Annotated in this window: 22 protein-coding genes and 1 pseudogene; 3 read left to right on the top strand and 20 right to left on the bottom strand. The window is 70.4% G+C overall.

Annotation, left to right across the window (positions count from 1 at the left end; all coding sequences use genetic code 11):
• Positions 1-144 precede the first annotated feature (144 nt).
• From ACZ3YL_RS10580 to ACZ3YL_RS10620, 9 genes are all read right to left on the bottom strand, one after another.
• Positions 145-1,110, bottom strand: coding sequence for a hypothetical protein (locus ACZ3YL_RS10580; RefSeq protein WP_465656631.1), 966 nt, complete (start codon positions 1,108-1,110; stop codon positions 145-147).
• A 164-nt stretch (positions 1,111-1,274) separates the two neighbouring features.
• Entirely contained in the window at positions 1,275-1,835 is a 561-nt protein-coding gene (locus ACZ3YL_RS10585) for an ATP-binding protein (RefSeq protein WP_465656632.1), read from the bottom strand.
• 173 nt (positions 1,836-2,008) lie between these two features.
• Positions 2,009-2,743 (bottom strand): class I SAM-dependent methyltransferase, encoded by a 735-nt coding sequence (locus ACZ3YL_RS10590; protein WP_465656634.1) that lies wholly within the window; start codon positions 2,741-2,743, stop codon positions 2,009-2,011.
• Between the two features lie 29 nt (positions 2,744-2,772).
• Positions 2,773-3,459: a class I SAM-dependent methyltransferase gene (locus ACZ3YL_RS10595; protein WP_465656636.1), complete on the bottom strand. Its 687-nt coding sequence runs from the start codon at positions 3,457-3,459 to the stop codon at positions 2,773-2,775.
• 43 nt (positions 3,460-3,502) lie between these two features.
• Positions 3,503-4,870 carry a hypothetical protein gene (locus tag ACZ3YL_RS10600; RefSeq protein ID WP_465656733.1) on the bottom strand — a complete coding sequence of 456 codons (1,368 nt, stop codon included), beginning with the start codon at positions 4,868-4,870 and terminating at the stop codon, positions 3,503-3,505.
• 2 nt (positions 4,871-4,872) lie between these two features.
• Complete coding sequence (locus ACZ3YL_RS10605) at positions 4,873-5,637, bottom strand: hypothetical protein (RefSeq protein WP_465656638.1); 765 nt, start codon at positions 5,635-5,637, stop codon at positions 4,873-4,875.
• Positions 5,638-5,679: 42 nt separating this feature from the next.
• A complete protein-coding gene (locus ACZ3YL_RS10610) occupies positions 5,680-6,264 on the bottom strand; it encodes a hypothetical protein (protein WP_465656640.1) in 585 nt (194 codons plus the stop codon).
• A gap of 149 nt (positions 6,265-6,413) precedes the next feature.
• The gene (locus ACZ3YL_RS10615) at positions 6,414-6,713 is read right to left on the bottom strand and encodes a hypothetical protein (protein WP_465656642.1); all 300 of its coding nucleotides are present in this window, start codon (positions 6,711-6,713) and stop codon (positions 6,414-6,416) included.
• Between the two features lie 78 nt (positions 6,714-6,791).
• Positions 6,792-7,301 carry a nucleoside-diphosphate kinase gene (locus tag ACZ3YL_RS10620; protein WP_033346890.1) on the bottom strand — a complete coding sequence of 170 codons (510 nt, stop codon included), beginning with the start codon at positions 7,299-7,301 and terminating at the stop codon, positions 6,792-6,794.
• Positions 7,302-7,724: 423 nt separating this feature from the next.
• Between ACZ3YL_RS10620 and ACZ3YL_RS10625 the strand changes: the two genes are divergently transcribed.
• Positions 7,725-8,390 (top strand): NUDIX hydrolase, encoded by a 666-nt coding sequence (locus ACZ3YL_RS10625; protein ID WP_465656644.1) that lies wholly within the window; start codon positions 7,725-7,727, stop codon positions 8,388-8,390.
• Positions 8,387-8,800 (top strand): NUDIX hydrolase, encoded by a 414-nt coding sequence (locus tag ACZ3YL_RS10630; protein WP_465656646.1) that lies wholly within the window; start codon positions 8,387-8,389, stop codon positions 8,798-8,800. Before ACZ3YL_RS10625 ends, ACZ3YL_RS10630 begins: the two co-directional genes overlap by 4 nt.
• Before the next feature lie 63 nt (positions 8,801-8,863).
• On the opposite strand, the gene ACZ3YL_RS10635 is transcribed toward ACZ3YL_RS10630, so the two are convergent.
• The 8 genes from ACZ3YL_RS10635 to ACZ3YL_RS10670 all read right to left on the bottom strand — a co-directional run bounded on the left by ACZ3YL_RS10635 (position 8,864) and on the right by ACZ3YL_RS10670 (position 18,529).
• Positions 8,864-9,190 carry a hypothetical protein gene (locus ACZ3YL_RS10635; protein ID WP_465656648.1) on the bottom strand — a complete coding sequence of 109 codons (327 nt, stop codon included), beginning with the start codon at positions 9,188-9,190 and terminating at the stop codon, positions 8,864-8,866.
• Positions 9,191-9,320: 130 nt separating this feature from the next.
• Positions 9,321-10,271 (bottom strand): ParB/RepB/Spo0J family partition protein, encoded by a 951-nt coding sequence (locus ACZ3YL_RS10640; protein WP_465656650.1) that lies wholly within the window; start codon positions 10,269-10,271, stop codon positions 9,321-9,323.
• 76 nt (positions 10,272-10,347) lie between these two features.
• Entirely contained in the window at positions 10,348-12,099 is a 1,752-nt protein-coding gene (locus tag ACZ3YL_RS10645; protein WP_465656652.1) for a relaxase/mobilization nuclease domain-containing protein, read from the bottom strand.
• Entirely contained in the window at positions 12,096-12,767 is a 672-nt protein-coding gene (locus ACZ3YL_RS10650; RefSeq protein WP_465656654.1) for a MobC domain-containing protein, read from the bottom strand. Before ACZ3YL_RS10650 ends, ACZ3YL_RS10645 begins: the two co-directional genes overlap by 4 nt.
• 378 nt (positions 12,768-13,145) lie before the next feature.
• Positions 13,146-14,075 (bottom strand): DUF2637 domain-containing protein, encoded by a 930-nt coding sequence (locus tag ACZ3YL_RS10655; protein WP_465656655.1) that lies wholly within the window; start codon positions 14,073-14,075, stop codon positions 13,146-13,148.
• 293 nt (positions 14,076-14,368) lie between these two features.
• A complete protein-coding gene (locus ACZ3YL_RS10660; protein ID WP_465656657.1) occupies positions 14,369-15,916 on the bottom strand; it encodes a DnaB-like helicase N-terminal domain-containing protein in 1,548 nt (515 codons plus the stop codon).
• A gap of 169 nt (positions 15,917-16,085) precedes the next feature.
• Entirely contained in the window at positions 16,086-16,343 is a 258-nt protein-coding gene (locus ACZ3YL_RS10665) for a hypothetical protein (RefSeq protein ID WP_465656659.1), read from the bottom strand.
• 746 nt (positions 16,344-17,089) lie between these two features.
• A complete protein-coding gene (locus ACZ3YL_RS10670; RefSeq protein WP_465656661.1) occupies positions 17,090-18,529 on the bottom strand; it encodes a recombinase family protein in 1,440 nt (479 codons plus the stop codon).
• A 23-nt stretch (positions 18,530-18,552) separates the two neighbouring features.
• Between ACZ3YL_RS10670 and ACZ3YL_RS10675 the strand changes: the two are divergent.
• Positions 18,553-18,984, top strand: a pseudogene (locus tag ACZ3YL_RS10675) (aminotransferase class I/II-fold pyridoxal phosphate-dependent enzyme); the annotation flags it as partial.
• Positions 18,985-19,093: 109 nt separating this feature from the next.
• On the opposite strand, the gene ACZ3YL_RS10680 reads toward ACZ3YL_RS10675, so the two are convergent.
• The 3 genes from ACZ3YL_RS10680 to ACZ3YL_RS10690 are packed head-to-tail and all read right to left on the bottom strand — an operon-like array spanning position 19,094 to position 21,478.
• Positions 19,094-19,762, bottom strand: a complete 669-nt coding sequence (locus ACZ3YL_RS10680; protein WP_188307423.1) for a response regulator — start codon at positions 19,760-19,762, stop codon at positions 19,094-19,096.
• Positions 19,759-20,925 (bottom strand): sensor histidine kinase, encoded by a 1,167-nt coding sequence (locus ACZ3YL_RS10685; protein WP_188307422.1) that lies wholly within the window; start codon positions 20,923-20,925, stop codon positions 19,759-19,761. The genes ACZ3YL_RS10680 and ACZ3YL_RS10685 overlap by 4 nt, the downstream gene beginning before the upstream one ends.
• Positions 20,926-20,950: 25 nt before the next feature.
• Positions 20,951-21,478 (bottom strand): hypothetical protein, encoded by a 528-nt coding sequence (locus tag ACZ3YL_RS10690; protein ID WP_188307421.1) that lies wholly within the window; start codon positions 21,476-21,478, stop codon positions 20,951-20,953.
• Positions 21,479-21,664 lie beyond the last annotated feature (186 nt).

A 21,664-nucleotide genomic window follows, 5' to 3' on the forward strand; every position in this document is an offset into this window, starting at 1 on the left:
GCACCGGTCATGGGCCTGATCCACCTGTACGCGGTCGTCTCCGGATCCTCCGTCCCGACCATGGTCGCCGCCACGCGCGACGCTTCGCCCTGGAAAACGACACCACGCCCGGGGTGACCGCCGATCAGGCTCGGCTCGGCCGCCCTACGCAGCAGCGGCTGCGACCGCTGAGCGGCTGACGCCGAGCCCGGTCCTGGCCGCGTTCAGTGCAGCTCGGGCGCGGGCGGCGCCGCCGCGGGTGACCGCCTCGCCGGCGCCGACTCCGACAGTTCGAGGTGCGAGGCCCGCACAGGGGCCGCAGATTCCCGGCTGCGGCACCGGGTCGTGGCACTTCGCGCACTCGACGAACCGGACGGCTGTGGGCCGCACAGCGGCCTGGACAGGCATCTTGCGCTCCAGGCGGTAGCGGAGCACCGCGACCGCCGAGTGCACCGGGGCAGGCAGGCCCGGCAACAGGGCCTGGGCGAGGTCGCCTTGGGTCGCGCCGCGCTCCAGCCACTGCGCGACCAGTGGTGCGAGCTCCTCGGCTTCGGCCGCCCCGAGCCGCAGGCGCGGCTCGGGGCGGATCACCCGGAACAGCGTGGCCACCGCCTCGCGGACCTTCTCGTCGGGTGCCTCCGGAGGCTCCTTGGTGTCCTCGTGGCGGTTCTCCTCCCGCCCTCCCGCCTGCGCCTGCGGCTCGGCGCCGGGAGCGGTCGCTGGCTCGTCGGCCTGCTCGTCGGGGAGGGAGGTTTCTTGGTACCGGTCCTTTACAAGGGCGTCAGCACCGCCAGTGGTCGCTTCACCGGAGACCGGACGGGCGACACCCGGCAGTTCGAGCTGCGGGGTGTCGTAGACGTGGGTCTCGGTGATGATCGTGCCATCCGGCATGCGGATCTTCTCGACGCGGTAGAAGCCGGCATCGGTCAGCTCCTTCAGGGCCTTGCGGATCGCGCCGCGGCCCTGGGGGCTGGTGTCGGCCATGTGCCGACCGTCCTCGCGCCAGCCGTCGGGGCGGGAGAGGAGATCGGCGAGAAGGCCGCGGGCGGTGTAGCTCAGCCGCCGATACTGGAGCACGGCGTTGGGCAGCACGGTGAAGTTGCGCACGTGTTCTGTACGATGGACGCGCATCGGGAGTTACAGCTCCTGGTGCCGGACCCCGGGGTGTTAGCGCACCGCCGGGGTCGCCTGTTTTCGGTTGGACCACGGAACGTACCACGACAGATGCTGCGGCAAGGGCGGTTTGCCGCAGCGGTCTTGATCACATTGTGTTATCCCAAGATGATCCGCCCCTGCTACAGCTCTCGCAGTCCGACCAGTACTCGCCCGATCAGTAGGGGATCGGACACTGGGCCATCGGCCTTGTCTGGCTCATTGCGACTCTCGGCTTGCTCGACGCGCGCCGATCTGGACCGCGCTGGACGGCCGAGAAGGACTTCGGCCCAGACGACCTTGCCGGTGGCTGTCGGGTAGTGGCCCCACCGGTCGGCCATCTCGCTCACCAGGAACAGCCCCCGTCCGCCGGTTGCGTCCAGTCCCACCTCCCGCCGCACTGGTGGTCGAGGATCACGGTCTCCGACCTGGACGAGCAGGCCCGCGTTCGTTAGCTGGAGCGCGAGGGTGAACGTGCTGACGGTGGCCAGACCCAGGTATCCGGCGAGCTGAGGTTCGCCGTCGACCGGGTGGCGGACGGCGTTGGTGATGAGCTCGGAGACGATGAGCTTGGCCGTCTCGATGACGTCGCCCGGGATCCGCCACCGGACCAATATGTCGACGGTGTGCCGGCGGGCCCATGGAACCGCGTTGGGGGTGTCAGCCAAAGTCAGATGGCTGATGTACGGATGGCCTTGAGACATGAGAGTGCCTCCCGCTTCGGCGCTGCGTAGGCGTGCGGGTGCCTGCTGCTGGCATTGATCAGGTGGTCCCGCCGTCCCGTGGCGGCCGACGTTTCTCCGGTCACCACGGCACGAGGTCCTATGCGCTCCCGTGCGGGCGCTTGTGCGGCGACGTCGCTCCGCGGGCTACGCAGCTAATTCGTGGCGATCACGTAGACGCTGGCCCACTGGCGCTTCGGGTTCGCCATGGCCGGGTCGAAGGTCCACGGCTCGACGGTCTTGAAGCCGGCCTCGGTGAAGAGCTGGGCGAGCTTCTCATGGTCGTACGCCCAGTAGTGGGGGTTGTAGGTCGGGTCGTCGTCCTGGTCGCGGAAGACGTAGTTGATGATGTCGAGGTAGGTGTTGATGTCGCTTCGGCACTGGCGCTTGGCGTACCACCGTTCGACCATCTCGGCGGCCCGGTCCGGCGGGGCCGGGTACTGGTTCAGGACGAAGGCCGCGTCGGGAACGCCCGTGATGAGCTGTCCGCCGGACGTGAGGACGCGGTGGACCTCGCGGGCGTAGTGCTTGGCGGAGCGTGGGTAGTCGATGTGTTCCAGGAAGTGCTCGGAGAAGATCGTCTCGGTGCTGGCGTCAGCGAGCGGAATGCCCTCGCGCACGTCCCACAGGAGGTCGGCCGGCGGGACGATGTCGATGTTGAAGAATCCGTCGATGCGGTGCCCGCCTCCGCCGATCTGGATCCTGGCGGGACCGGGCTTGAGGACACCGTCGGGCAGGGCAGCAAGGCTGGCCCGGTGGTGGCGGTGCAGCTCGACTTCCTTGACAGCGGCCCGGAGGGTGCGGGCGAGGCCGTGCGTGGTTGCCGGCGAGTCGAGGGCCTGGTCGAGCTGGGCGAGAAGGGCGGCTATCTGTGCGTCGTGCGGGTTCATCGTGTCTCGCTTCCTGGGTCGCCTGCAGGTCAGGTTGTTCGGGAGTTGAGCAGGTCGATCTTCCACAGGCCCAGCCCGTTGCCGGGGTGGTGCCGACCGCCGTCCGTGAAGTCGGTGTCGAAGTACTCGACGGGCTCGGGCAGGTGGAACGGGGCCGCCTGAAGGTTGAGCGGGCGCCAGTGGGTGTCCGTGGTGTCGCGGTTCTCGGCTTCGCCGACGTAGGTGGTGGCGAGTAGGTAGGTCGAGCGGCTGGCCGCCACCCGGTCGAGGAACGCGAGTACCTCGTGGTGGGTGAGGTGGACGAGGCAGTCCCGCGCGATGACGAGGTCCGCAGTCGGGATGTCGTACCTGCTCAGGTCGGCCTGTCGGAAGGAGATGCGCTCGCTGCCGTGCCGTTCCTGGTTGAGCTGGACGAGGTCGGGCACGACGTCGAGGCCGACGTAGCCGTCCAGCCGGTCGAACCCGTCGACCTGGCGGATCCAGTTGACGTCGCCGCATCCGGCGTCCGTGACGGTGTGGATCGGGTAGCGCGCGAGAACCGCGGAGAGGGCGGCCCGGACGGCCTCGGTCTGACGGATCTCGGAGCCGGGACCGGAGACCGACTCGGGAGATCCCCAGTGGTTGGTGTGGTAGATCTCGGTGAAGAGCGTCTCGGCGGGTTGGGTGGGTGCCGGCCAGGCAGTGGTGGACTGGGTGGCGGGGTCGTGGGTGGGCATGCGTCTCCTCTGCGATCGGTCGTCGAGGGGCGTGGGGCAGCGGTCAGCGGCTGCTGTTGCGCATGAGCGTGTACTTGATGTCGACCAGGCGCGGGGCGATGCTGAGTGCCAGCTGCTCCGTCGGGTGGAGGTGCCCGGCGTCGTCCGGCTCGGCACGCCAGACGCGGTAGTCCAGGTTCGGGTAGGCCGGGTTGATGCCGATCTCGCCCTTGGGCATCGTGCCGTTGAACGGCACGACGATGTCCATGTGGTTCCAGTAGTTCCAGGCTTGTAGGGCCTTGTGCTGGTCGAAGTAGAAGTAGAAGTCGGGGTAGCGGCCGAAGCTGCGGAGTTCGCGGTGGATGAGGTGGCCGAGCAGCGGGCCGAGTTGGGTGGCGAGGCTGTCGAACTCCCAGCGCGTACGGTGCCAGGCTTCGGGCACCTGCCCGCTGGTGAAGAGCCGGGCGGCGACGAGGTAGCTGATCCGCTCGACCATGTACGCGCGGGCGTGGTCAGCGTCGATGGTCGGGTCCACCCGCTGCAGAAGTGCCGCCAGCTGCTGCGGGCGGGGACGGAACCTGGCGAGGTTGAACTTGCCGGCCATGTCCGGGAAGGAGGCGAACAGCATCTCCTTGTAGAGCCAGTTGTTGAACTCCCCGAGGTCGGCCAGCTGCCGGGTCCGTGCAGAGGTGGAGTGGAGCATCAGGTACTCGGCGAGGGCCTCGAAGTAGAGGTAGCCGAGGATAGGCATCCGGGGGATAGCCGCATCCAGCAGCTGCAGGAAGCCCTCCGTGGCCACGGTCGAGCCCTGGTAGACGATGCCGGCGGCCAGGGCCAGGAACGCGGCCGAGTTCTTGATCCGGCCGACGACAGTCTCGCGCAGGTGGTGCCGCTCGGTCTTGCTGAGCAGGTACTCCAGATCGGTGTAGATCTGCAGGTGGATCGAGCCCAGCCGCAGGTAGTCCACGCCCGCCAATCCGCGGTACGCGTGGGGCGGCGCGGTGATCTCGAAGATCAGCGGCGTGGGTGCGCGTCCGCTCAGGCCGACCTTGGCGAGGGAGGCGGGGGCCTCCTTCGTGAGGACGTAGGCGGCCAGGTTGTGCATGCGGAAGCCGCGCTCGGTCGCTGTGAGCGGCGCGCAGTAGATGCTGCCGACGAGGCACCCGCCGGAGGGGTAGAGCACCCCCTCCTCGCTGATCTCTTCCAGGGCGTGGGTGACGTGGAGGAGGTGCAGCTTGCCGTCGCTGCTCAGGCTGTCGAAGAGCGCGTTCTTGCGGAGCAGGCTGCCGTTCGGCGTCTCGTCGGTCAGGCGCTTGTGCCAGGCGGCCGTCTGGGCTGCAAGTGGGTCGGACCGCCCGGCGTCGGGCAGCAGCGCGGAGTCGAAGAAGGCGTGCGCGTCGGCCCACAGGTCGTAGGCGTCGCGGAGGCTCACGGTCACACCAGGCCCTTCTCGGCGAGCGCGTACAGGACGGCTTCGGCGCTGCTGGCTCCGGCGAGGTGCGCGGTCTCGGAGACGGCGACGAGGTCGAAGGCCACGGCGCGGAGCTGGTCGAAGGCCGGCTCACGAACGTGCCGCGCGTCGGGCCACCAGCTGAGCTTCGGCAGGCGGTAACGGTCGAGCGCATCCGCAGCCTTGACCAAGTCGCAGATGAGCCCGGCGCGGTGGTAGTCGGCCTGGTCGTCCAAGCAGAAGGCGCCGTACGGCACATCGTGCAGGCGGACGGCGGTTGCTGCCTGGATGATCCGCCGGGGCGTGGCCACCAAGCCGAAGTGGGTCCAGATGGTGTCGGCGTTGGCGGCCAGCCAGACGGCGGCACGAGCACCGTGGCCACGGTCGTCCTGGTCGTGCAGGCGCTGGCAGTCGTGGACGGCTGCTGCCAGGACCACCGTGGTGGTCTCGGTGTCGTCCAGCTCGTGGATCTCAGCAAGCAGAGCGGCCAGTGCGGCGGTTCGCATGCTGTGCCGGACGCCGTGGAGCGAGTCATGCAAACGGGGTTCCGCCAGCCACGTCGCCGGAGGCGCGGACCGGCTCAGGATGTGCTTCGAGGCCGGCCGCAGGGGCGGCGGCCAGGCCGTGCCGAGGTCCGGCCGGTTGGCCTTGATCCACTCGATGGTGGCCAGGTCCATGTACTGGTGGTGCGGCAGCTGCTTGCGTGCAGCCAGGTCGACCAGACTCGTGGTCGTCGGGGTCGTGCTCATCTGTGCCCACCCCCTTCTGGTGGTCTACCGCGATGAGGGCTCCTACCGGATCGGCGCGGCCTGTGCCTCGCGGGTCTTGCGCTCCTGTTCGGCGGCCTCGAAAGCGGCGGCGAAGTCGGCCAGCTCCTGCTCGCTCATCAGCGTCACCCCGAGATCGGCGGCGGCGTCGATGATCTGGGCGGACGCCTCGTCGCGGGCGGCATCCGAGGCGCCGTCGTCGAGCAGCACCTCGAACTCGGCGTGGTAGCCCCATGCCTCGCTCCACTTGAGCGCGATCTCCACGCCCTGATAGCGGAAGTTGTGGCGGAAGTTGAACGCCTCGTGCATCGCGTCCTCGAACCCGAGCGCGTTGAACACCTTCACGGCCGCCGGGACGTCCTCGCGGGCAATGGCGAACTCGGTCTCGGGGAAGGCGGCGCCCTGGCCGATCCTGCTGCCCTTGAGGGTGATCTTGGCGGTGCCGGCGGCCGTGTTGTCCGTGACCTTGAGCAGCTGCTCGGGCAGCACGTAGAAGTAGATGTGCTTGGCGTCGTCGCCCAGGTCCTCGCCGTCCTTCCGCAGACGGTCCATGAGCTGGGCGTGAGTCTCCTTGTCGAAGCGGGCGCGCATCTCGATCTCGACAGCCACGGTCGTGTCTCCTCGTTTCAGGCATGGCGGATCCAGCCGAACCAAGGCGGGGCGGCCCCTGGCTGGTCCGGATGGGATGTATGGAGTTGGTGGTGGAGCCGGGCGGTGCGGCGGGCCGTCACTTCACCGGCCGCACCACCCGAGATGGATCAGCCCAGGTCGCCGAAGCGCTCGCGGATCACGCCGGGGTGCAGGTAGTTCGGCAGCGGGACGCCGCCGACAGCCACGCGGGTGGTCGCCACCTGGTCCTCGGTCTCGTTCGGGAAGCCCTCCAGGAGCTGGAGGCACTGCTGGACCCACTCGCGGGACTTGGGCCAGTCGCCGGTGTCACGGAGGCGGACCGCCAGCGCGTAGGCGGTCTCGGTGGCCGCCCAGCGGTCGGTCGCCAGCTCACGCTGGAAGATCGACTCCAGCTCCTCGGCGGAGGCCAGGCGGGTCTGGTTGGTCATGGTGCCCTCTCAGATCGGACAGTGGTGCCCCGGTGGTGGTCAACGCAGCGGCGTCTCAGCGGTGACGCCGCGATAGGCCTAGTTGGTGAAGATCTCGGCCAGCGTGCGGTACTCGTGCAGCTCGTCCTTGTCGAACCACAGCTCGACTTCCTGCGCGGCCTCCTCCTTGTTGCCGGAGGCATGGACCAGGTTGGCCACGGCCTTGCCGACCGCCACGCTGCCCGCAGAGCTCATGTGCGAGAGGTCGCCGCGGATCGTGCCGGCCGGAGCCTGGTTCGGGTAGGTGCTGCCCACGATCTTCCGGACAGTGGCGATGGCGTCATAGCCCTCCAGCACCAGGGCGATGACCGGCCCCTGCTGCATGAAGGTGGCGGTGAGGTTGTAGACCTCTGCCCCGAGCCGCTCTTCGAGGTCGAAGTAGTGCTTGCGGGTGAACTCCTCGTCCATCCACTTCATCTTGACGCCGACGATCTTCAGCGCGGCATCCTCGAAGCGCGAGATGATCCGGCCCCCGAGGCCGCGTACCAGCGCGTCGGGCTTGAGCAGGACGAGCGTACGCTCGACCGTGTGGACCTGGTCCTCGGCCATCAGTTCCCTTTCAGCCTTCTAGCATTCAGACATGACGAACAATCAGTCCGTCCTGAACTGAGGTTACCGGCGCTGGCGAACCACTTTCGGCGCTCCGACCTACCCCCCGAACGGGTGAACCCTGCGCGGCCCGGTGGTGTTCGATCCGCCATCCTGGCTACACGGCGGTCTCGCGGGCTGAATCGCCCAACTCGCTGTCCTGCTTCGGGTACTCACCTAGAATCTCCGAGGGATCGGCGTGTATGTCCTGTTACTCCCAGGTGCTTCCAGGGCTCAAGTTGCCGAGATGAGCCTGGCCTTGGGGTGCCGACCGCAAGTCTTCCGGCATCCACGCCGCGCAGCGATGAAGCGCCAGTGCAGTCGATGTGCATCTTCGACGCATGCCTCCTGCACTGCAGCGACCACGACGGAGAGGGAACGGCGTTGGACGTCATCGAGGTCTGGAACGGGCGTTACGCCTGCTTGCTCCAGTCCGCCCTCCGCCTCACCAACGAGGCTTTCGCCAATCAGCTCGGGATCGCGGTGAGAACGGTGGCCACCTGGCACGCCGACTCCTCCGTTGTGCCGAGAGCCGAGATGCAGCAGCTCCTCGACGCCGCGCACGAGAGAGCTTCCGACGCGGCTCGTCAGCGCTTCGCCCTCCTGGCAGCGAAAGAACGCGGCGACGGATCCTCCGAGGACGGCACGCCAGCTACGCAGGCCCTGCGGGTGGCCATCGCGGTTGTCCTCCGGCAAGGCGACGTGCTGCTGGTCTGCCGGCGCGACGACAACGCGTCCGGGATCACCTGGCAGTTCCCTGCTGGGGTGATCAAGCCCGGCGCGAAGCCGGAGACCGCGACTGTCCGGGAGACGCTGGACGAGACCGGGGTTCACTGTGCTGTACGCGGGAGCCTCGGCAGCCGTGTCCACCCCGTGACGGGCGTGCTGTGCGAGTACTTCCTGTGCGAGTACCTGGCTGGCGAGGCAACCAACAGCGACGCCGTGGAGAACGTCGACGTGATGTGGGTTCCTCGAAACTCGGTGACCCGCTTCATCAACGCCGATACGATCTTCCCACCCATCCTGGCCGCCCTGGAGGAGCAGACGTGACACAGCAGACTGCGGAGGAACGCCCGGGTATTGCCGCCGCGATCGTGGTCCATGAAGGCCGCGTCCTGATGGTGAGGCGGCGGGTGAGCGAGGGCCAGCTCTCCTGGCAGTTCCCGGCCGGTGAGATCGAGGCCGGCGAGTCGCCCGAGGAGGCGGCTGTCCGTGAGACGGCGGAGGAGACCGGACTGGTTGTGGCCGCCGTCAAGCTCCTGGGCGAGCGGGTGCATCCGAAGACCGGTCGGCTGATGTCGTACACGGCCTGCGAGGCCGTCAGCGGCACCGCCGAGGTGGTCGACACGGACGAGCTGGACCAGCTCGCGTGGGTGGCTCTCGCCGAGATCCCCGAATACGTGCCGTACGGGCTCTTCGAGCCGGTACAGGAATACCTGGACGCCGCGCTAAAGAGCTGACCGACTTCGACTAAGAAGGCCCTGCGGGCGACACCAGCTGGTGTCGCCCGCAGGGCCTTTGGTCTAGTCCCAGGTCGCTCCGGTCAGGAGCCCGTCGTAGCCGAGGCTGACCATGGCGGTGTCGTAGTCGTCCCACTCGTCCCACTCGTATTCGGGTGCGGTGAACTGCCGGTCGAAGTAGGCGCGGGTGAGGTCGGGCTCGTGCCATTCGGCCGCGCAGCGGCAGCGTACGAAGACCTGGTGGCGGACGTTGAGGAGGAGCCAGTCGCGGCGGGCGCGGCAGTTGGGGCAGATGATGGGGATGCCGCGGGCGTCGAGCTCACCAGGGTGGGGGACGGCGCGGATGACGCTGCGGTGGGGCTCGTGGAAGGCGGGTTCGTAGTCGGTCAAGTGGTGCCCTCTTCCGCGTCGGTGACGGTTGCAAGCACACACGACGTACGGCGGCCGGGATGGTTCCCGGCCCCGCAGACGACATCGAACCGACATCTCAGCAGGCCAGTTGGCCAGCGAGCGGGGTAGGTCAGCTGTGCTGGCGTGCCTCCCCGGGCTGGGCTTCGAGAGTGATGAGACGGTCGACAAGGGCGCGTGCCTCAGGGGTGAGGCCGTCGAGGACGTCAGTGGCATAGGCACTGTCGGGGCAGCGGGCGAGGTTACACAGAGAGGTCCAGCTGTCGGCGATGGCGGCCAGGTGCTGCTGGTCGCGGCTGATGGCGGCATTTCGCTGGGCGAGGTAGTCCTCGGCGCGCTGGTGGGCCTCGCGCCAGCCGATGTCGCCGTGGTCGACGAGTTCCGTGAGGGCCGGTCCCGGGTCGCGGTCGGCGCGGCGGATCGCGTCGATCTCCTCGACCCGTGCGCGCACCCGCTCGTCTTCGAGCCGCTGGTCGAGGGCGGCGGTGGCGGCGTCGCGGGTCAGGTGGCCCTCGGTGACCTGGGCGGCGAGATCGGGCGCGTGCCGGAGCAGCCGGTCGTGCTGGGCCTGGATGGCATCGGCCTCGGCCTCGGCCTTGCGCCGGCGCATGAGGTCGTTGGCGGCGTCGAGGCCGAGCACGCCGACGCGGACTTGTTCGGCGAGGTCGGGGGCGCTCTTGAGCACGGTGTTGGCGAGGGAGAGCCGGGTGCGGCTGATGTCGTGGAGCTTGGCGTGGGTGCGCAGAGAGTGTCCCGAAAGTGAACGCGCCATCGCGTGGATCATGGCGCGCTGGCCCTCGCTGAGGTTCCGGCGCCGCACGTTGGCAGCGAAGATGTACGCCCTCTGGTCGGTACCGGTGTAGGTGGTGAAGCGGGGTTCGACGCCGGCGAGTTCGCAGGCGGCGAGGCGGTTGCGTCCGTCGAGGAGGACGCCGGCCGGGTCGAGGATGATGGGCATCGCCTGGCCGTCCGTCTTGATGGACTCGGCGAGGTCGTGCAGCTCGTGCTCGGGGAGCATCGGGAAGCAGGCTGCGAGGGGGTGGGTCTTCAGAGGTGGCTCCATGAGGGTGGGGGCTGCCGGGGCACCGGGTTGGTGCCCCGGCGTGAGGAGTCGGCCGGGTACGTGGGCCGATGTGGGCTCAGCGGGCGCGCTGCTGAGAGCCAGCAGCTCGCGCAGCGGCCGGGGGGACCGGGCCGGTGGGGGTGACGGGAGTGGCGGGCGTTGCGCTCCGGGCGGTGGCAGCGCGGACGCGAGCGGCTTCGGCAGCGGGGTTGTGGTTGGGGTTGCGGCTGGTGTGCTGGATGCGGCCGAGGAGAACCTTGGCCGGCAGGCGGGCGGTGCTGAGTTCGCGTCGGGCGGCGGCCTCCTGGAGGAGCTGTCGGGGCGGGTGGCCGAGGGCCTTGGCGTCGGCGAGGACGGTGGCGAGGGCGGGCCAGTTGGGGTCGGCGAGGATGCGCCCCGCGTGGTCGGGGAGAGCGGAGCGGACGTCGCCGGCGAGGGTGTTGGTGATCTCCTTGGTGGGCTGGCGGTGAGTGAGGGCGGTGAGGTGGTCGGCGGCGGCCTGGTCGTAGGCAGCTTGGAGGTGCTGGACGGCCTGCCGGGCGGCGTGGGCCTGCTGGGCGTGGCCTCGGGCCTGGTGCCAGCGGCCGGTCAGGATCGCCGCCCACACGAGAGCCGCGATCATGGCGGCGAGCGTGCTGCCGTCTGGCCCGTCGCCGGCCCTGAGGACATCGCGGGCGGCCCGGCGCAGGTCGGCGGCGCCCTCGTGGTCGGCACGGACCTGGGAGCGCTGGGCGCGGGCGAACGCCCGGGTGGCGGCTCGCAGTTCGGCCCGCAGTTCCTGCGGGACGGTCTGGGCGGTGGCGTTGATGATGTCGCCCAGCGCCGTGATCTGCGCCTGTGCCAGCGCGCCGCCGTCCTCGCCGCCCGTTCCGCCGGTGGTGTCCTCGGTGAGGTGCCGGTGGACGTGGTCGAGGGCGTCGGTGGTGCGCTGCCAGCTGGTGGAGGGCCGGTTGCGCCGTGCGGTGGGGTGTTCCTCGGGTGTGCCGACCGTGAGGCGAGCCTGGAGCTTGGGCAGGGACAGGTCCGGGGCGATCTTCCCGCCCGGGTAGTAGATCTGCTGGCCCTTGTCGTTGAGGTCGCCGGGGCGGCCGACGGAGTAGCCCTGGAGGTCGCCGGAGGGCAGGCGGCGGATCTTGACCTCGACACCGTCGGCCTCCAGGTAGGCGAAGAGCTCCTCCGTGGTGGCGGCGTGGGGGATGGCGTCGCGGATACGTTCCTGCAGCCACTGGCGGCTGGTCTGCTGCCAGCCGAGGCGGTCGGCCTTGTGCATCTCGGCCTGGGTGGGGCGGCGCTCGCCGGTGCGGTCGCCGGGCTGGACCTGGTGGAGGCCGAGTTCCTTCTCGATCTTGCGGGCTTCGGCCTGGGCGCGCTTGCCGCTGTTGTGGAGCTTGGGGCGGCGGCCATCCTCGCGAACCGTCGTGGCGAGGATATGGACGTGGTCGTCGGCGTGGCGCACCGCGATCCAGCGGCAGCCGTGCGGGTCGCCGTCGGGGGCGATGCCGGCGGCGTGCACGATGCGGCGGGCGATCTCTCCCCACTCGGCATCGGAGAGGTAACGGTCGCCGGGTGCGGTGCGGACGGGGCAGTGCCAGACGTGGTCGGTGACCTTCTTGCCGAAGCCGCTGTTGCGCAGGTTGACCGGCTCGTCGAGGATCCGGGCGAGTTGGGTGAGGGTGGCCCCCGGGTCGCGGCCGGGGTCTCGCAGGCCGAGCGGGCTGAACGAGGCGACGATGTGCGGATCGAGGTGCTCGTCGTGGCGGCCAGGCCCGTAGAGGTAGGCGAGCAGGCCGCGGGTGTTGCCGCCGGGGGCCTTGATGGAGGGGATCACGCGCTGGCACCTCCTTCGTAGGTCGTGGTGGGGATGAGCAGGGCCTCAGCGATGGCGGTGAGCAGGAGCCACAGACGCTCCAGGCGCTCACGGATGTCGGGCTCGATCCGGTCGTCGCGATGCAGGACGTGGACCATCTGGTTGATGTTGTTGCCGATGGCGTTGATCTCCTGGCGGATCTCGGCCCGGAACTCCTGCAGAGCGAGGCGGTCGGTGTGCAGGGGAAGGTCAACGGTGAACTCGCCCCGGATGAACGCCAGCGAGATGTCGCCGACGTATCCGGAGATCGTGTTCCCGTATCCGTGGCGATCGGCGGCGTCCAGCAGTTCGGCGTGTTCCGGTGGGGTGTAGCCGACCGGTCCGACCCGCTGCGTGCGGCGGGTTCCGGTGTGCTTCCGGTTCTTGCCCCGGGGCATCGGCTGGGCGCCTTCGGGGGCGTTCAGTTTCGGGACGTCGAGGGCTGCGGTGTTCTCGTGCAGGAACGCGGCACGCGCGGCGCGGACGGTCTCGTCATCGTCGGCGGCGGCGGGCGTGGCGGTGTTCGGCTGGTCGGCGCGGACGCGGGCGAGGATGTCGCGCTGCAGCGCGTCGAGCTTGTCCGGGTCCAGGCCGCCCTCGGCCGGGACCTCCGAGTCCGGCGTGCCCTCGCGCCGGGCTTCCTCCGCCACCCCTGGGGCGGAGGACCCCAGACCCGCGCGAAGTGTCGGAGACTGGGTACAACTGGCTCCGCCAGGAGCCGAGTTACCGAACGCCCGAAGCAGACGGCCGATTAGCCTACCGCTCCTGGCGCCCTTCTCGGCAACGGAGGGGAAGGTGTCGCGGGGGTGCTGCTGGGCGGGCACGGAGTCTCCAGGTTTTCGGTCGGGATGGCGGCGTGGTTGCGGGTGCTCGTCCGGGCGGTTGCCGGTTGGGCGGGCCGGAGATGCGGTGCAGATGGCGGCGGTCCGGGCTTCCCACGGCCAGGAAGTGGGCGCCGCGCTGGGTGGGGCGCGGCGGGTCGGGCACCTCGCCTCACTGGGCCAGCGAGGTGCCCGGATGTGCGCGGATCAGTCGATGCCGGCTTGCTGGTGGGGTTCGTCGTCGGGGCGGAGCATCTTCATGACCTCGGTGAGCCGCTGGTCGGAGATCGTGAGGCCCTGTTGCCGGATGGCGTCGCGGACCACGGATCGACTCAGCTGCCCGGTACCGGTCCACGTCTGGAGGCCGATGGCGGCCAGTTCCTCCAGCGGAGCGCCCGGGGGACGGCCGGCGGGCTTGGCGGCCTGGGGCTGAGCCGTATTTCCGCTCGGCCAGTGGCCTGCGGGTTCACCGGGGACGCTGTCCTCGGCGCGGGCGTGCCCGGGGCTGCCCGGAATGGTCCACGGAAGGTCGCCGACGGTTGCGGACCGGCGGCGGGCCGAGGGCTGTTCCGGCGTCGGCTGCTCGACTCCGTCCTTGTGTGGCTCGCCTGACGGTGGCTGAGCAGAAGCGTCGTCGCGGTCCGCGACTCGCGCAGCGACCGGATTTCCGCTCACTGCTCGGAAGTCCTCTCCGGACGGAGACGGCTCGGCGGTCCGGTCGGCGGTGGGGTGGGTGTGGCGGGCGGCGATGATGCCGAGGTGGACGGATCCGGCCAGGGTGAGCGGGGCGACGGCGGACAGGATGCCGACCGACATGTCGCTCAGGTGCAGCTGACCGGTGACCTGGAGGGTCTGCTGGTTGAGGCGGACGGCGTGCAGGACGTTCGCCCAGATGCTGGCGGTGGTGGAGGCGCCGAACAGCAGCCACACGTAGGCGCGGGCCGTCAGTGGCGCGGTGCGCAGGATCAGCAGCGCGCGGACGCTGTAGGCGATGAACCCGTCGATGATCAGCGGGAACAGGTAGGTGAGCGGGCCTCGGACGTGGATCGCGATGGCGGTTTGGCGCAGGGCGTCGTAGGAGAGCGCGAAGCCGGCGAGGGCGAGGAGACCGATCGCGGCGAGGTCCCAGCCGGTCACGCGGCTTGAGGGCAGGGTACTGGCGGGCATTGAGGTGGTGTTCTTCCCTTCGGCGGTCGAGGTTTTGGGTGCCGGTCCTGCTGGGCACGCACGCGTTCCCCCTCTTAGGGAGGGGAACGCGCGTGCAGCAGGGGCGGCGTGAACGGCATGCAGGGTCGCGTGCACTGTGGGAGCGCCGGTTTCTGCGGCCCGCGTGCGCGGTGTGGGCGGCGCGTGGTGACCGGCGCGGCACATGGCGCGTGATCGGCCGCGTGGACCGTGCCGACGAGGCGGCCGTCAGCGCGGTGGGCCGGTCAGGAGACGGCGGCGATGTGGCGGACGGTGGAGCGGTAGCGGGTCTGCTGGCCGCCTCCGCTCCCGCCCGTCGTGCCGTCCTGGCGGGTGGCCCTGCCGGCCTTGACCAGGCTCTCCAGGCGCCTGCGGGCCTTCTCGATGTCGGAGCGGTCGGGGTCGGCCTCGCCGGTCAGGCGGCAGGCCAGCTCACGGGCGGTCATGCCCTGCAGGCAGGCGGAGAGGATGGCGGCCGGGTCGAGGGCCGCCTCGACGGTGGAGGTGCCCCGGGTGTGGTCGTGGACCACCGACAGCGGGCCGACGTCGCCAGTGACGGTCTTGAGCTGGTGCAGCTTCACGATCGGATCCCCTGCCGCGCCCGCGAGGAACAGCACGCTGCCGGCTCCGGCGGTGAACCACGCCGACCCGTACACCCGGTCCAGCACCGGCCGCTCGCCGCGCTTGGCGTCGCCGCCGGACTTGCGCTGGTGGTGCAGCTCCAGCAACTGCGTGCCGGAGCGAAGCAGCCGCTGGCGGGCGTTGTTGTAGGCAAGTCCCGCCTCGTCGTCGGTGAGTTTGCCGACGACGTCCTTGAGGCTGTCGATGACCACGGTGTCCGCCTGGTGGGCTTCGGCCATCTCGGCCAGCAGGTTGGGCTCCCGGTCGAGGCTGGCGGGCACTGGGCCGGTCCAGAAGACCAGCCGCTCGGCGAGGTGGCGCCGGTCGGCGGGCATGACGCGGCGGGCGAAGGCGCGGGCGATCTGCGGCGGGCGGTCCATCGCCAGGTACAGAACGCGCTCGCCCTCGGCGACCGGCATGTCCAGCACGGCAGAGAGCAGGCCGAGTCGGGCCAGGACGATCTGGTGGGCGATCGTGGTCTTGCCCACCCCGGGCGGGCCGACCAGCATCAGGGACTCGCCGTCCGCCCAGGCGGTCTGCTCGCGGCTGCCCCAGATCGGGGCGACCTGGTCGCCGAGGTCCTGGACGAACGACCAGCCGTCCACCGCGAACCTGGTCAGCCGCTGCCCGGGTACGCCGACTCCGCGGTCGGCCGCGCTGGCCAGCTCGGCGTCGAGCGCGGCCCTGATCTGCTCCGGGGCCGCGCCCTCGGCGCCACTCTGCTGGAGCAGGCGGATCCCCATCGCCTGGTAACGGCGCAGGTCGGCCTTCTCCCGCACGATCTCCGCGTGGTAGTCGGCACTGGACGGCGGCAGACCGGCGGCGACCAGGGCGTGCAGGTAGGACTCGCCGCCGACACGGCTCAGGTTGCCTCCACGGGCGAGCTGGGTGCCCAGCACGATCGGGTCGGTGGGCGAGCTCTCGTCGCGCAGGGCCGTCAGCGCCCGCCAGATGTCGGCGTGTGCGGGGCGGTAGAAGTCGCCCGGCTGCAGGATCGGCCGCACGAGGTCGATCGCCTCCGGATGCAGCATGCTCGTGCCGAGCACGGCGGCCTCGGCGGTCAGGTCGTGCGGCGGGGTCGGCAGAGCACCGAACCCGCTCTCCTGCGACCAGGCGGCCTGGCCGGAAGAAAGGGGTGCGGGACGCGGGGTGGAAAACGTACGCTGGGACACGGAACTCCTTGCGCGGTGCCGCCAGGCTGGCAGGCCGAAGGCACCCGTGTTGATCGTTATTTGTGGGCGGTCGTCAGGGAGTCGTCTCGGCCCTTGGTGCTCCAACACCAGGGGCCGACTCCTTTACCCGGTAAGACCCGCGCCGCGCGGACTCCCGGGGTGGACGAGGTCAGGCCGCGCGGGCCACGGCACCGGCCGTGCCGGTCCCCATCAGATCGGCCAGGCGCGCAGCGCTGCGGGGGCTGATCGTCGTCCGGAAACCGGAGCAGACCCTCTCCAGCGCCCGTGCGCGATCGTCGGTCGGCTGTCCCGAGACTGAACGGCCGTCGGCCGGGCAGGTCGCACCGGCGTGGGGTCGCCGCAGGGCGATCAGGGTCCCACCGGCATCCGGCGGGGGCGTGGCCTGAGGGTGTGCGGACAGGTTCAAGCGAGCCTCCTCGCGACCGGCGCGGGGCTGGCAGACCCCTCGGGTGCACCGGGTCGCGCGGGTTGTGGGCGGTCGTCAGAAAGTCGGAGGCCGCACGCCTGGTGCTCCAACACCAGGCACGGGCCGGGCCGCGCTCCGAACGCTGGCAGGCGCTCGGCACGCTCCTCGGCGGCTACGTCATGTCAGAAACTCCTCGCTTCAGGGCAGGCTGGGGCATCCGGCGACGGCACGAAGGCCGGCGCCGCACACAGGTGACCACGAAGGTGCCGGTTTGGTGCGGCCGACAGTCGGTGATAGAAGGCGCGCGACGGCGCCGGGGTGAGGTCGTAGGGGCAGGGGAGATCGCAGGCAGAGATCGGGGATACGAATACTCAAGCATTCGCCATATCGCCCGTGCAAGGACTTCGGCGAAATTGCCCGTGCAAGGAGTTCGGCGAAATCGTTATCTGAATTCCCGCAGGCACTCTGACCTGGGGTGAAGCCCTTCCTTTAGAGCCTCGTTCGCGGCGCTGGCTCTCCTCATCGAAATGCGGCTTCTGCCTTTCCTTCTCCTGGTGCTACTCGACCCGCTTCGGGTCCGCGAGACCACAATCGCCCACGCGCGACTCGCTGTAGCGAGCCGATCTTGTGGTAATCCGACGCCAGCCTCCCGGACGACGGACCCGCTCCGGGTCCCCGAGAACCACGATCGCCCGAGCGCGGCCGGATACGTTCGGCCGATCTTGTGGTAGCGGATCAGCCATACCTCAGAGCGGGTTCTGCTCGATGCTGATCCGCTCCCAGTCCATGTACCTGCCGAACTTCTTGGGCTCGTCGATCACCACACCGGAGAAGAGGAACCGCAGCACCGCGTTCCGACGCTCGTCCGTCATCTCCTTGGCAAACCACGCCTTCCGAGCTCCTGGGCCGGTCAAGCCGTCCAGCAGGACCATCGGCCGTACGACGACCTTGCGTTGGGCCTTCGCGATGCGCGCCTGGATCTCCTTCCGCATCTTGCGGAACTCCGCCGTGCTGATCTCCTTGGCCGTCCACATCTCGTTCAGCTCGGCGAGTTGCTGCTGGTCCGCCTCGACCGCCTCGGCGTCCTCATCCGACATGTTGCTGGCGGCGAGGCGGCCGTCCACCCGGAGCTTCCCGAGCAGATCGATCGCGGCGTCCCGTACGAAGTCCTCCAGCGACTCCGCCCTGATCGAACGGACGCACTTCTGGTCGCCGTTCCGGTTCCGCCGGTTGCACTGGTACGCCGGCCCGCCCACCTTCGCGGTGCCAGACATCAAGGTCCCGCACCGCGAGCACATCACAAGGCCGCGCAGCAGGTAGAACCGCTGTGGAGGCTTGCTCCGGCTCTCCTGGTACGCCGCCGCGCGGTACTCACGCCGGGCCCGGACCTCTTCCCAGGTCCCCGGGTCGATGATGGCTGTCCAGGTGCCCCGGCCGACCTCCTCCCCCTGGTGCATGCGGATGCCGGCGACATGCCGGGAGTCGAGGAGCGCCCGCACGGTCCCGGCGTTCCACGCCTTGCCGTTGGCCGTCTCGATCCCGCGCTGGTGGAGGTCTCGCGCGATCGGGGACGGCCCCTCGCCCTTGAGGTAGCGGTCGAACACCTCGCGAACGATCTCGGCCTCCTCCTCGATGATCGTCATGCCGCCCGGCTCGTACCCGAACCGGCGAACACCACCCTGCGGCTTGCCCTCCTGGGCTCGGTCCTTCAGGGCCGACTTCAACCGGCGGGAGGTGTCGTCGGACGATCGGCAGGCGTGGGCCACCTCGATTCGCAAGATGAACCGATCATCCGGGTCCGAGAGGTCGCGTCGGTTCGCCTCACCGTGGAGGGTGATCGCGTGGTCGTCCGAGACCTGGAGCAACTCCTCCAGGTCTCGCGGCTGCCGCATCAGCCGGTCCGGGTGGTAGGCGATGATGTGCTGGAAGCCCCGGTTCCGGGCCTCCTCCAGCAGCTTGTCCCAGCCCGGCCGCTTCCGTTTCCGCTTCCAGGCCGACCGGCTGTTGTCCACGTACACGTGCTCGGGGTTGATGACGAAGCCCCGCCGCTCGGCGATCTCCCGGCAGATCCGCTCCTGGCGGTCCACGCCGGTCTGGTCGTCGTCGTCCGCCTGGGATATCCGGCAGTAGATCGCCGCCGGTTCTCCGGCGGCGGAGGTTCGCTGGTCAGAACTGGTTCGTCGCACGCGAATGAGTGTACGAACACGGAGTCACCTGGGTCACCGGGAGCCCCGCCCTGGTCTCCGCCGTCCGCACCGCCAAGCAGTACCTCACCTACGTCAGCGCCGGCCCCTTCCAGTACGCCGTCGCCGAGGCGCTCCGCCTCCCGGACAGCTACTTCGACACCCTGCGCACCGACCTGCTCCGCAAGCGCGACCTGCTGCTCGACGGCCTCACCGCGGCCGGATTCCGCGCCTTCACCCCCGAGGGCACGTACTTCATCACCACCGACATCACCCCCCTCGGCGAGAAGGACGGCATCGAGTTCTGCCGCGTCCTCCCCGAGCGCTGCGGCGTGGTCGCCATCCCCAACGCCGTCTTCTACGACGACCCCGACGCGGGCCGCAGCCAGGTGCGCTTCGCCTTCTGCAAGAAGGACGAGGTGCTCGCCGAGGCCGTCACCCGCCTGCGGCGGCTCTGACGGGCCGCACCGGCCGGCACCCGGCGAGAGCCGAACCGGACGCCCGGGATCGGGTGGTGGTCCCGGCGGTCCCGGTGGTCCGGGTGATCCGCGGGGCCGGACCGCACGATCAGGCGCCCGGGGCGACCAGGCCGGACTCGTAGGAGAAGACCACGGCCTGGGCCCGGTCGCGCAGGCCGAGCTTGGTCAGGATCCGGCTGACATGCGTTTTGACGGTCTGTTCGGCGAGCACGAGGTCAGCGGCGATCTCGTTGTTGGAGAGCCCCTGGGCGATGAGCCGGAGGACCTCGGTCTCCCGCGGAGTCAGCTCGGGCAGCCGGCGGGCGGGGCCGCCACGGAGGGGAGCGGGCCTGCGGTGGGCGAAGTCCTCGATCAGGCGCCGGGTGACCGACGGGGCGAGCAGCGCGTCGCCGTCGGCGACGACACGCACGGCCTGGATCAGCTCCTCGGCCGTCGCGTCCTTCAGCAGGAAGCCGCTCGCGCCGGCCCGCAGCGCCTCGTAGACGTAGTCGTCCAGGTCGAAGGTGGTGAGCATGAGCACCCGGGGCCGTTGGCTGCGGCCCTCCAACAGCCGACGGGTCGCCTCAAGGCCGTCCATCACCGGCATCCGCACGTCCATCAGGACCACATCGGGGTCGAGGCGGGCCGCGGCCTCCAGCGCGGCCGCACCGTCGGCGGCCTCGCCGACCACCGCCAGGCCCGGCTGGGCGTCGAGCAGCGCACCGAAGCCCTGGCGGACCATGGCCTGGTCGTCGACGATCAGAATGCTGGTGGTCATCGTTCCTCTGGCAGTGGCAGGTCGGCCGTCACGGTGAACCCACGATCGGGTGCTTCCTCGGCGGAGAACGTCCCGCCCAGCAGAGCGGCCCGTTCCCGCATCCCCATCAGACCATGGCCGGGCCCGGCGGCCGACGGCAGGGTGACGGCCGACTCGGTTCCACCGGGGCCGTTCTGAACGACGATCAGCAGCCGGGTCACGGACCGCTCCACCCGGACCGCCACCGATGCGCCGTGCGCGTGCCGGCGCGCGTTCGACAGTGATTCCTGGACGATCCGGTAGGCGCAGACACCGACCGCGGCCGGAACGGACCCGAGGTCGCCGACCACCTCCAGCGTGACCGAAGGTCCGGCGTCCCGGACGAGATCGGCGAGTTGGGTCAGCTCGGGCTGCGGCATCCGCTCGGCGGCCCCGTCACCGCGCAGCAGCCCCAGCAGGCGCCGCATGTCCGTCAGCGCCTCGCGCGCCGCACCACTGACCGCCCGGAACTCCTCCCGGGTCTCCGCGGAGGTGTCCGCCAGGCGGTAGGGCGCGGTCTCGGCCCGGACGGCGATCAGGGACATGTGGTGGGCCACGACGTCATGCAGCTCGCGACCGATCCGGGACCGCTCCTCCAGCAGGGCGCGCCTGGTCCGCTCGGTCTCGCTGATCAGCTCCTGTTCGGCCAGCCGGGCCCGGGTCAGCGCGCGGTCGCGCAGCACCTCGGCGCCGACCAGCGCGAGCACGGTGGCGACGGCGACCGGAAGCAGGCCCGACCAGCCGCCACGCCCGGGCAGCGCGGCCAGCAGGACGGTGGTCACGGCGAGGACCGCCGCCCCCATCGCCACTGACAGCCGCCGCTCCACCCGGCTCCCGGCCAGCACCAGCACCAGCACCTCCGCGGCCAGGCTGGTCACGGGCCACGGCCACGGCTCCGCCCCGGAGACCGGCCGGGCCACCAGCGAGGTCAGCAGGATCGCGGCGAGCGAAACACCCCACGTGAGCACCGGGCGGCTGCGGCACCACAGCAGCGGAGCCACCCGGGCCACGCTCAGGGCCATCGCCGGGGCGGCCCCCAGGGCGTAGTGCTGAACCAGGTCCAGCCATCCCAGCGGCACCAGGGCGACGACGGCGGCCGGAAGGGCCACGGGCCGCAGCCGCTGGACCGTCTGTTCGATACTCATCGGCGGCCATCCTAGGGCCAGCACCTCAGACCCCCGCGGTCGTGCCGAGCAGCCGGACGGCCAGCCGCCGCTGGGCGACGACGAGCACCCGGAACACCGGCAGCAGGATCGCCAGCGTGAGCACCCCGACGGCGAAGTGCGCGGCCCACGCGCCGACGAGCGTGGGGCCGCCCCAGGCCTGGCTCACGTCCCGTCCCCACACCGCCAGCGGGTAGCAGACCCCGCGGGCCAGGAAGTCCGCCCACAGCGCCGCGGTGAGCAGACCGACGAGCAGCTGGAGTGGCAGGGCCAGCACGCCATGACTCACGACCCGCGCCGGCCGGCCACGCGCCGGCTCGGCGATCCGCGCGTCCAGCAGCCGCACCGCGAGCCCGCGCTGCAGCCGGTAGGCGACGCGCGACCCGCCGAGCAGCGCGAGCGGCACGGCCACCAGGCCGACCGGCAGCGCCGCGACGGCGTACGCCGAGCTGCGCCAGTCGTAGCTGGCGCGAAGCCAACCAGCCTTTGCCGTAAGCGACTTGGCGGTGAGAGCGGAGGACGTAGCGAGTGCCATGGGGGGTATCTCCTGGGAGGGCGACCGATTGGTTCGAGACTAGGTTTCGCGCCCGCCCGCCCACGTCCCGCCATGGAGCCAACCTCGACCCCCTACCGGGGTAGCGGGCCTCTGGAGGCGGCACCCCGACCATGCCCCCGGCGGGCGACCGAACGAACGGGAGGGTCCGTCATCTCACGGCGGAGG

The organism is Kitasatospora sp. NPDC023176, assembly GCF_055560495.1.

Excerpts from the sequence above, each read along its gene's own strand:
- ACZ3YL_RS10595 (WP_465656636.1), bottom strand. The coding sequence starts at position 3,459 with ATGCCCACCCACGACCCCGCCACCCAGTCCACCACTGCCTGGCCGGCA.
- ACZ3YL_RS10680 (WP_188307423.1), bottom strand. The coding sequence starts at position 19,762 with ATGACCACCAGCATTCTGATCGTCGACGACCAGGCCATGGTCCGCCAG.
- ACZ3YL_RS10585 (WP_465656632.1), bottom strand. The coding sequence starts at position 1,835 with ATGTCTCAAGGCCATCCGTACATCAGCCATCTGACTTTGGCTGACACC.
- ACZ3YL_RS10615 (WP_465656642.1), bottom strand. The coding sequence starts at position 6,713 with ATGACCAACCAGACCCGCCTGGCCTCCGCCGAGGAGCTGGAGTCGATC.
- ACZ3YL_RS10620 (WP_033346890.1), bottom strand. The coding sequence starts at position 7,301 with ATGGCCGAGGACCAGGTCCACACGGTCGAGCGTACGCTCGTCCTGCTC.
- ACZ3YL_RS10640 (WP_465656650.1), bottom strand. The coding sequence starts at position 10,271 with ATGGAGCCACCTCTGAAGACCCACCCCCTCGCAGCCTGCTTCCCGATG.
- ACZ3YL_RS10590 (WP_465656634.1), bottom strand. The coding sequence starts at position 2,743 with ATGAACCCGCACGACGCACAGATAGCCGCCCTTCTCGCCCAGCTCGAC.
- ACZ3YL_RS10580 (WP_465656631.1), bottom strand. The coding sequence starts at position 1,110 with ATGCGCGTCCATCGTACAGAACACGTGCGCAACTTCACCGTGCTGCCC.
- ACZ3YL_RS10685 (WP_188307422.1), bottom strand. The coding sequence starts at position 20,925 with ATGAGTATCGAACAGACGGTCCAGCGGCTGCGGCCCGTGGCCCTTCCG.
- ACZ3YL_RS10690 (WP_188307421.1), bottom strand. The coding sequence starts at position 21,478 with ATGGCACTCGCTACGTCCTCCGCTCTCACCGCCAAGTCGCTTACGGCA.
- ACZ3YL_RS10605 (WP_465656638.1), bottom strand. The coding sequence starts at position 5,637 with ATGAGCACGACCCCGACGACCACGAGTCTGGTCGACCTGGCTGCACGC.